The sequence below is a fragment of the uncultured Oscillibacter sp. genome, assembly GCF_950073225.1.
Classification (GTDB): Bacteria; Bacillota; Clostridia; order Oscillospirales; family Oscillospiraceae; genus Oscillibacter.
The window spans coordinates 1-5,199 of record NZ_CATMPS010000064.1 but is presented as its reverse complement, the minus strand read 5'-3'; the positions used below and the strand labels follow the sequence as shown (position 1 = coordinate 5,199).

4 protein-coding genes are annotated in these 5,199 nt (G+C 55.7%); all 4 read right to left on the bottom strand.

What is annotated here, in order from left to right:
- Nucleotides 1-538 precede the first annotated feature (538 nt).
- On the bottom strand, nt 539-2,449 hold the full coding sequence (locus Q1M04_RS15880; protein WP_300448877.1) for a sodium:solute symporter family protein: 1,911 nt from the start codon (nt 2,447-2,449) through the stop codon (nt 539-541).
- A gap of 40 nt (nt 2,450-2,489) precedes the next feature.
- Nucleotides 2,490-3,320, bottom strand: a complete 831-nt coding sequence (locus Q1M04_RS15875; protein ID WP_300448874.1) for an N-acyl homoserine lactonase family protein — start codon at nt 3,318-3,320, stop codon at nt 2,490-2,492.
- Between the two features lie 23 nt (nt 3,321-3,343).
- Nucleotides 3,344-4,309 (bottom strand): 3-hydroxyacyl-CoA dehydrogenase family protein, encoded by a 966-nt coding sequence (locus Q1M04_RS15870; protein WP_300448872.1) that lies wholly within the window; start codon nt 4,307-4,309, stop codon nt 3,344-3,346.
- Nucleotides 4,310-4,458: 149 nt separating this feature from the next.
- Nucleotides 4,459-5,067: a sigma 54-interacting transcriptional regulator gene (locus tag Q1M04_RS15865; RefSeq protein WP_300448869.1), complete on the bottom strand. Its 609-nt coding sequence runs from the start codon at nt 5,065-5,067 to the stop codon at nt 4,459-4,461.
- Between the last annotated feature and the right edge of the window lie 132 nt (nt 5,068-5,199).

The following is a 5,199-nucleotide window of genomic DNA, read 5'->3' as shown; positions in this document are numbered from 1 at the left end:
GGAAACCTGGATACGTTCCATCCTGATTTGCTGGTTGTCGTTTGGCTTATCTATGGTCGAAAACCTCCCTTCTTGACCGTTTCGCCAATTATGATTTTTATCCTGTAAGAACATATCCGATTATTTTTCGCTTTTGACAATGTTGTCAGAAGCGGTATTTCACATGTAATTTATTTTCTTGACGCAAAGCAAGGTCTGGCAAGCGTTTTTCCTGCTCAGTCGCCCGCGCCTGAATGGCTGTCGTTCTCTTTCTGTCGGTCATTTAATCCGCTCCTTTCTGGCTGGGTTGATAAGCGAGATTTCAGCGGACAATGGCTCTTTAGGCCACCTGTAACAGACCCTGCCGCCGCGCCTTCCGAATTGACATGACGTCCGCCCTTATAGGACCGACTTCTGATCGTTTCGGGTAAACACCCAGGAACAGGCAGGTTTCCCATCCCCTGGATATCACAGCCGATTGGACAAAGAGAGCGCCCCGCTTTTCGAAAAACAGTTCGAAAAGCGGGGCTTGCTCATGTCGCCGCGGTCATTTAAGAAGTCAGGAATCCTCGGCCTTTCCGAGCAGCTTCCGTCCGTCGTTCGTTAACCTGGCCCGCAAACGGGTCTGGCCAAAAACCTGCACCAGCCCCAACTCCGCCAGATGCTCCGAGATGGCGCTCAATTCCATCATATAGATGGAGTATTTACCGGAGATATCGCTCATAGACGCGTCGCCGTTTTCAATCCAGCGCATGAACCGCAAGGCCTGATCGTCCACCCCGTAATTGGAAATGGTTTTCAGCTCAGCGGCGTCCATGTGCGCGACGGCCGCGGCCTCGCCCTTTTCTGTCAGGGAGAAGTACAACTGGTGAATGAGGCGCTGGCCCTTCCGCTTCACATAGCCGCTTTTCTCCAGAGAATCCAACGCTTTATGAATACTGGCGGCCTGAAGCTGGCGCTCACTGCAATACCGCGTCATTCGTGTGATGATGGCGCCGGTGTTCCCATAGCCGCGTTTCAGCGTTTTCAGCACCTCCGTCTGGAGCGCGTCCGGGCCTTTGGCGGCGTCTACCGGAGCAACCGTATCCGTTTTCGTCAACAGGCTCACAACCACCAGCGTAATCAAAGAGGCGGGGAAAATCAGCCACAGGCTGTTCACCCGCGCGGAGTTCGTCGTGAGAATATCCCAGTACAGCACGATGCCCATGGAAACCGCCACAGAGGCAATGGCTCCCTTTTGATTGCCAACTCGAAGCAGCCAGGAATCCAGATAGTAGACAAACAGCGGCGCGCCCACGCCGGTGCCGAAGGCAAAGAGGTAGCTGAGGCCTCCCTTCCAGAAAATGGCGAACGCCACGGAAGCCAGCCCATAGATGATGGTGCCCCATTTGGCCCATTGGAGCAGTTTCTTTGTATCCCGAATCTTCAGGAAATACTGGGCGACATCCCGGACCAGCTGATTGACACCGGAGACCAGGTAGATGTCACAGGTGGACATGGTGGCGGCCATCAGTCCGGCCATGATGCAGGCCGCCAAGGGAATCGGCAAAATGCCCATCAAAGAGCCAAAGGCCGTGCTGGCGCTCTCAAGGTTGGGAAGCAGCTGGCGGGCATAGCAGCCTGTAAACGCGCCTACGACTCCGGTGAAATAGGCGATGATCACCGTCCACATCCAGCCCTTCTTGCAGGACTTCAGGCTGCGAGTGCCGGCGGCCCGGGCCCAATAAGGCGACTGGTTGAGCAGGGATTGGTGCATCATCAGGAACGTAATCACCGAGGGCGCCACAAACTGGACCACCGGAATGGAGCCGAACGGAAGGCTCAGGAAGTTTTCCGGCAGAACCGAGGCGTCCGGCATCCCATATTTGACGATCAGGTAAACGGGAAGGACGAGGAACTGGACAACGAAAACCCAGGAAAATTGGATCAAATCCGTGGCCGTAGCGGCCCAGATGCCGCCGAACACCACATAGGCGGTCACTACCACGCCAACCAACAGCATGGCCAGCTTGGGATCAATGCCAAGCGCGCCTCCAATGGTATCCCCGCAGCCCACATACTGCCAGCCCAGAATGGCCAGGGAGGCGAAGAGGATTACGATGGTAATGGCCATACGGCCGCCTTTGCCGTATCGGTACTCAAACCACTCTGTAGGCGTCAGAGCGCCGGAGGTTCGCCAGAAGCCAGCCCAGCACAGCCAAGCCACCAGCGCGCCGGTGCCCCAGCCCAGGTAGAACCACATACCGCCCATGCCGAACATATAGCCGTACATGATGATGGAGGGCAGGTAGCCGCCGGAGATCAGAATGGAGCCGTTGCCCACCGCGGTCATCAGCGGGGTGAACTCCCGGCCGCCTACCATGAACTCCGTCTCGTCTTTCGTGGTTTTCTTTCCGATATACCAGCTGAGCAGCATCATCGCCAGGACATAGATTACGGTAATCAGGAGCATCCAAACCTGTGACGTCATGTAAATACCTCCTTACACACAAATGATTTGAGCAGTCGGCTTACCCGAAATATTTTTTCCGCACGCACCACATATCATGCCCGGTGAGGAACCACTTGGGGTCCCGCTCCTCGGCAAGCAGCAGAATCTTGTCAAAGGAGTCGTAGCATGCGTAGTGGTCGTAAATCACGCCATTGAGTATATAGGGCCCGAAGTTGTCCGGGGCGGGAGTGATGTCCACTACGGTCCCGTCCAGCAGCTCCATCTTGTCCATTTTGGGGAACAGGCAGCAGCCAACGTGGGGCATGTCGCCCGTGAGCACATATTTGCCCTCGGCGGTCTGGACCTGGATGGCCATGCCGCCCAGGGTGTGGCCTGGCACCTTGACCAGGCGCAGGCCATTGCCCATGTCGAAGTCCCCGTCGATCATTTGGATGTGCTTGAGCCGCGCGATATCGCCGGGAGTGCGGGGATCATAGTCGGTGCGAATCTTCTGGGAGGGCAGCGGCGCCATCATGTTGAGGTACTCGTCCCTCTGGAACAGGTGCAGAGAGTTCGGGAACAGCAGCGCTCCGCCAGCGTGGTCGTTGTGCAGATGGGTGTACATGACGACATCGATATCGTCCGGAGTCAGGCCCTCGCCCTTCAGCGCATCCAGCACATATTGGTTGCCGCCCACAGCGGGACAGCCTGCCCAGGCTTTGCCGTCGTGGATGTTGTCCTGATGTACGCCGGTATCAACCAGGATGTTCTTTTTTCCGTTTTGAAGCAGATATCCGCAGTACACGAAGGGCATAACCTTATCTTCATCAATGCCCGCGCAGAAGATGCCCTTAGGCGCGGTCAGAGTGCCGTAAAACAGGCACGTAATTTTCCAGTTGTTCGCTTCCATAATTCCAGTCCTTTCTATTCAGTCTATTCTGTTCCCCGCGACGAGGCGGGCGCTTCCCCCGGCATGTCCCAAAGGCGGACGCCTTCAAAGTAGGGCGACTGCTTTCTCCTTCGGAAGTCGTCTCCATCCTTTTGAGACCAGTCATACAGGCCCCTTCCGGCAGCTTGTCCTGTCTGCCCGGAGGCCAAGCCCTCCAGAACCGTTTTTTGGATATCCTTTGTGCCGCACAAATCCGGGTATACGTTTTCCGCGATGGCGCGCTCTAATTCAAACCCCACCGCGTCGAAATATTCCAGCAGGCCGATGGAGGCATAGCGCATCCCCATGGCGTACTTGACCGCCCGGTCGATATCCTCCACCCCGGCAATGTCCTGCTCCATAAGATAGATTGCCTCCCGAAACAGGGCCTGGGCAAACCGGTTGACCAAAAATCCCGGCACGCTGCGCTTCAACACTACCACTTGGCGGTTTAGCTTCCGCAGCAACGAGCAGACGGTCTCCAAAGTCTCCTCAGAGACCCGCTCATGGCGGACCACTTCCACCAACGGCAGCATATGAACCGGCTGAAAGGGATGGGCAATCAGGAAGCGGGCGGGATTTTCAATCCGCTTCGCCAGAATTCCCGCGTCAATCGAGGAGGTGGTAGAGGCAATGACCGCGTTGGAGCCGTTATATTTCGTAATGGTCCGATAGACCTCTCCTTTGATGTCCGGGTCCTCCGACACCGCCTCGAAGGTTACGGCGGCCCCTTTCAGAGCGGCGGCATCCTTTGTAATGGTCACCAGGTTCATGGCGGCCTCTTTGTTTGCCTGTGTGGCGAGTCCCTCCGCAATCAGATCGTCCCAGTTTTGCCGCATGGCATCCCGGCAGCGGGCCAGCCCTGCCTCCGAATGACCAACGACCACAGTGGGATACCCGTTTCCAGAAGTCAGCGTCGCCTGGCACGCTCCAATGGTTCCCGTGCCATAGACTGCGAGTGTTTCCCTCATAGGCATTTCCCCCTCATAAAATGTTCTTTGTCAAGGCCGTGACGCCAAAATAATAAAGCAAAAAATATGCCAACTCCGAACACGACAGAGGAAACGGCCAACGCTTTCCGCATGTTCACGATTGGGCGCGAGGCTTGGGATATCTTCTATCAAATTAAATCGTACTTGTGGAGCTTTTGGTAGAGGATGGTGCGGGAGATGCCCAGCTCCCGGGCCACCGCGGTTTTGTTCCCGTGGAAAATCTCCAGCGCCTCCACAAGCATTTCCCGTTCAGCCGCGCCCTTGCGCTGGCGGAGGGTGGACAGCTTCTTTGGTTCCCAGGCGGCGTCAGGCTTTGCGAGAAGTGCCGTCGGATCATCCAGATGGCTGAAATAGTCGGAAAAATATTTCCACTCCAGTGGTTCAAACCAGGCCAGATTCATGGCCCGCTCCAGCACATTTTGCAGCTCCCGCACGTTGCCGGGCCAGCTATACTCCATCAGCCGCTCCACGGTTTCTTCCGTGATGCCGGGAATTTGCAGATTTAACCGCAGATTCAGCTGCTTTAGCAGATGATCAATCAGCAGAGGAATGTCGCTCCGCCGCTCCCGCAGGGGAGGAATGCGGATTTTAATGACATTCAGCCGAAAATAGAGGTCGCTGCGGAACTTCCCATCCTGCACCAATTGTCTCAGCGGAATATTTGTGGCGGAGATGATTCGTGTGTCGATGGGAATGGTCGTAGAAGAACCGATCCGCTCGATCTCCCGCTCCTGCAAGGCTCTTAGGGGCTGTTCACATAAGAAGGATTGTGATATAATCAAAAAATGGAAATAAAGAAAGAGCAATACGAGCAAATCAAAGAGTGCTTTCCCAAGCAGCGGAAACCAGCCAAAATCAGCAACCTGGAC